The 4,039-nt window shown below is 61.4% G+C and carries 4 protein-coding genes; all 4 read left to right on the top strand.

The genetic code is table 11. The features are described 5' to 3' along the window. Positions 1–1,487: peptide ABC transporter substrate-binding protein (locus EN994_RS21040; RefSeq protein WP_164746050.1), on the top strand; the 1,487-nt coding region annotated here is incomplete at its 5' end. A 164-nt stretch (positions 1,488–1,651) separates the two neighbouring features. Then, positions 1,652–2,575 carry an ABC transporter permease subunit gene (locus tag EN994_RS21035; RefSeq protein ID WP_013532691.1) on the top strand — a complete coding sequence of 308 codons (924 nt, stop codon included), beginning with the start codon at positions 1,652–1,654 and terminating at the stop codon, positions 2,573–2,575. Continuing rightward, positions 2,568–3,692, top strand: coding sequence for an ABC transporter permease subunit (locus EN994_RS21030; protein ID WP_013532690.1), 1,125 nt, complete (start codon positions 2,568–2,570; stop codon positions 3,690–3,692). Before EN994_RS21035 ends, EN994_RS21030 begins: the two co-directional genes overlap by 8 nt. Before the next feature lie 47 nt (positions 3,693–3,739). Then, positions 3,740–4,039, top strand: a 300-nt coding sequence (locus EN994_RS21025) for an ATP-binding cassette domain-containing protein (protein WP_127307781.1), incomplete at its 3' end; no start/stop codon positions are given.

Below are 4,039 nucleotides of genomic sequence, written 5' to 3'. Positions count from 1 at the left end.
CCGCCGCTGAATCGGAGTCGGTCGATCCGCACAAGACCTCGACGGTTTACGAAGCCAATGTCCTGCGCGACCTGTTCCAGGGCTTGGTCATGCAGGACCAGAAGGCCAATCTCATTCCTGGTGCCGCCGAGAGCTGGACGGTTTCGGACGACGGAACCGTCTATACGTTCAAGCTGCGCAAGGACGGCATGTGGTCGGATGGCAGCCCGGTTACGGCTGACGATTTCGTCTATGCCTTCCACCGGCTGGAGGATCCGGCGACCGGCGCCGAATACGCCTCGATGCTGTATCCGGTAAAGGGTGCGGAGGACGTCAACACCAAGAAGGGCAAGCCTGAGGACATGGGCGTCAAGGCGATTGACGCAAATACGCTGGAGGTCACGCTGAAGGCGCCGACGCCCTACTTCCTGGAGATGCTGACCCACCAGGCGACCTATCCGGTGAGCAAGGCCTCCATCGAAAAGCTCGGCGCCGATTGGATCAAGCCCGGCAATCTCGTTTCGAACGGCGCCTATACGCTGGCCGAATGGGTTCCCAACGATCATATGAAGCTGGTCAAGAACCCGAAATTCTGGGATGCGGCGACCGTCAAGTTCGACGTCGTCAACTACATCCCGACCGAGGACCGCTCTTCGGCGATGAAGCGCTTCGAGGCAGGCGAACTGGACAGCTACGACGACCTTCCGACTGAACAGCTCGCCGATCTCAAGACCAAGTTTGGCGACCAGATCCACGTTGGACCGTATCTCGGCACCTATTATTATGCGATCAAGACCGACAAGGCGCCGTGGGATAATGTAGAGCTGCGCAATGCCATCTCGATGGCGATCGACCGCGACTTCCTCGCCGAAAAAGTCTGGCAGAACTCGATGCTGCCCGGCTATTCAATGGTGCCTCCCGGCATCGAAGGCTACACGCCGGCAATGGCCAAATATGCGGACATGCCGCAGATCGACCGCGAGGATGCGGCCAAGAAGATCCTCGAGAAACTCGGCTATACGCCCGAAAAGCCGCTGAAGATGGAAATCCGCTATAACACGTCGGAAAACCACAAGAACACTGCGGTGGCGATCCAGGAACAGCTGAAGCCGCTTGGCGTCGACGTCACGCTGCTCAACACCGACACCAAGACCCACTACTCCTTCCTCGAGCAGAAGGGCAACTATGATCTGGCACGTGCCGCCTGGATCGCCGATTACAAGGATCCGGAAACCTTCCTCGGCATCTCGCGCAAGGCCAGCGGCAACAATTATTCGGACTACAACAGCCCGGCCTATGAAGCGGCCATGGACAAGGCGGCCGCCGCCGGGGGCAACCCCGAACAGCGCATGAAGGAACTGGCCGACGCCGAACGCATCCTGGTCGACGACGTCGGCCAGATACCGCTCCTCTATTACAGCTACCACGATATCGTCTCCTCGAAGCTGCATGGCTTCGTCGACAACGTGATGGACGTGCATCCGTCGCGCTTCGTCAGCAAGGACTAACCCTGGCCAAGCCACCGCGCCTTCCAGGCGCGGTGGCGATGGTTTGCCATCGCATCGGCCCGGGTACCGGAATTCGATTTCGGCAAATGTCGGTGCGAAGATTTGAAAGCTGGAGCGCGGCCGTCCAACTGGACGCGCGCGGCTCTGGATCAAGCGGGGCACCGATGCTGCGATACGTATTACGGCGGCTTCTGACCGCCATTCCAACGCTGTTCGTCATCGTGACAATGGCGTTTTTCCTGATGCGCGTCGCGCCGGGCGGTCCATTCAACCAGGAGCGGGGGCTCAGTCCCGAGATCAGGGCCAATCTCGAAGCCCAGTTTGGCCTCAACGACCCGCTCTGGCTGCAATTCGTCCACTATCTCGGCAATCTGTTGCGCGGCAATTTCGGCCCGAGCTACAACATGCCGGATTTCACCGTCACCGAACTGTTCGCCAAGGGGCTGCCGATTTCGGTCCAGCTCGGCGCCTCGGCGCTTGTCCTGGCGCTGCTGCTCGGTTCCGTGCTCGGCACCATTGCGGCGCTCAATCAGAACAAGCTTGGCGACTATACGGTGATCGCGCTGGCGACGGCCGGCAGCACCATCCCAACCTTCGTCATCGCGCCGGTGATCCAACTCCTGTTCGGGCTGACCTGGAGGCTGCTGCCGATCGGTGGGTGGGGCGATGGCGCTTTCATCAACAAGGTCGGTCCGGTGCTGACGCTCGCCCTGCCGCAGATCGCCATCGTCGCCCGGCTGATGCGTGGCTCGATGATCGAATCCTTGCGGTCCCACCACATCCGCACGGCGCGCGCGCTGGGCCTGTCCGACTGGTCGGTGGTGGTCAAGCATGCTTTGCGCGGCGCCATCCTGCCGATCGTCTCCTTCACCGGTCCGGCGGCGGCGGCACTGCTGACCGGCTCGGTCATCGTCGAGACGATCTTCTCCATCCCAGGCGTCGGCCGCTATTTCGTCGATGCCGCGCTCAATCGTGACTACACGCTGGTGATGGGAACGGTGGTGGTGATCGCCATCTTTACCATTGTCTTCAACCTGATCGTCGACGTCATGTACGCGGTCGTCGATCCGAGGGTGCGCTATGACTGACATCGCGGCCACAGTCGCCCCCACCGTCATCGGCCGTTCGCTCTGGGGGGATGCCTGGGCGCGGCTCAAGGCCAATCGCGCCGCCATGTTCAGCCTGTATTACCTTGCCCTGATCGGTGTCGTCAGCGTGTTCGGGCCGTGGTTCGTGCCGCATCAATACACCACCATCTATGCCGACTATGTGCGCATGCCGCCAAGCCTGTCAGCCTATCCGAAGGCCGACATGATCGAGACGGCGCTCACCGAAGCGATCAAGCGCATGCGGGTCGACATCAAGGAATGGCGGCAGGAAGGCAACCAGGTCTTCGTCACCGTCAAGTCGACCAGGCCGATCGACGATCGCAACATCCGCTATCTTGACCGATCCGATGCCTTTGACGACACCAAGATCGAGAGCAAGTCGCCGGACGGTCTCGAAGTGACGATGAGCGCCTCGATCAAGCAGCAATATTTCCTGTTCGGCACCGACAACACCGGACGGGACCTGTTGTCGCGCACGCTGATGGCCGGGCGTATATCGCTGGCCATCGGCCTGCTCGCGGGCGTCGTGGCGGTGGTCATCGGCGTGGTCTACGGGGCCGCTGCCGGTTTTGCCGGAGGCAAGGTCGACGAGGTGATGATGCGCATCGTCGACGTGCTCTATTCCTTGCCCTTCATCTTCTTCGTCATCATGCTGGTGGTGTTCTTCGGCCGCAACTTCGTGCTGATGTTCCTGGCCGTCGGCGCCGTGCTGTGGCTCGACATGGCGCGCATCGTGCGCGGCCAGGCACTGTCGATCCGCCGCCAGGAATATGTCCAGGCGGCGGAAGCCATGGGCGTCGGCCAGCGCGGCATCCTGCTGCGCCACGTCATCCCCAACCTGCTCGGCCCGGTGGTCATCTACATGACGCTGCTGGTGCCGCAGGTGATCATCCTGGAAAGCTTCCTATCGTTTCTCGGCCTCGGCGTGCAGGAGCCGATGACCAGCTGGGGCGTTCTGATCTCGGTCGGCGCCAAGAACATCGGCACCGCCAACTGGCTGCTCCTGTTCCCCGCCTTCTTCCTCGTCTCGACGCTGTTTGCGCTGAACTTCGTCGGCGACGGCCTGCGCGACGCACTCGACCCGAGGGATCGCTAAGATGGGGATCGCTAAGATGCGGGTCGATAAAGAGGGGGACCGCTGAGATGGCTGCTTCCGAAACGATCCTCAGCGTCAAGGATTTGCGTGTCCGCTTCCGCACGCTCGACGGCGCCGTCGAGGCGGTCAAGGGCATAAACATCCATGTCAAATCGGGCGAGACCGTTGCCGTGGTCGGCGAATCCGGCTCCGGCAAAAGCCAGACGATGATGGCGGCGATGAGCCTGCTGGCGTCGAATGGCGAAGCGACAGGCAGCGTCGACTATCGTGGCCGCAATCTTCTAACACTCAGCAAATCCGAGCTCAACAAGGTCCGTGGCCGCAAGATCAGCATGATCTTCCAGGAG

Source organism: Mesorhizobium sp. M7A.F.Ca.CA.002.09.1.1 (assembly GCF_003998555.1).
Lineage (GTDB): Bacteria > Pseudomonadota > Alphaproteobacteria > Rhizobiales > Rhizobiaceae > Mesorhizobium > Mesorhizobium ciceri.
Note: the sequence above shows the minus strand (reverse complement) of the source record. Positions and strands in the feature narration are given on the sequence as shown.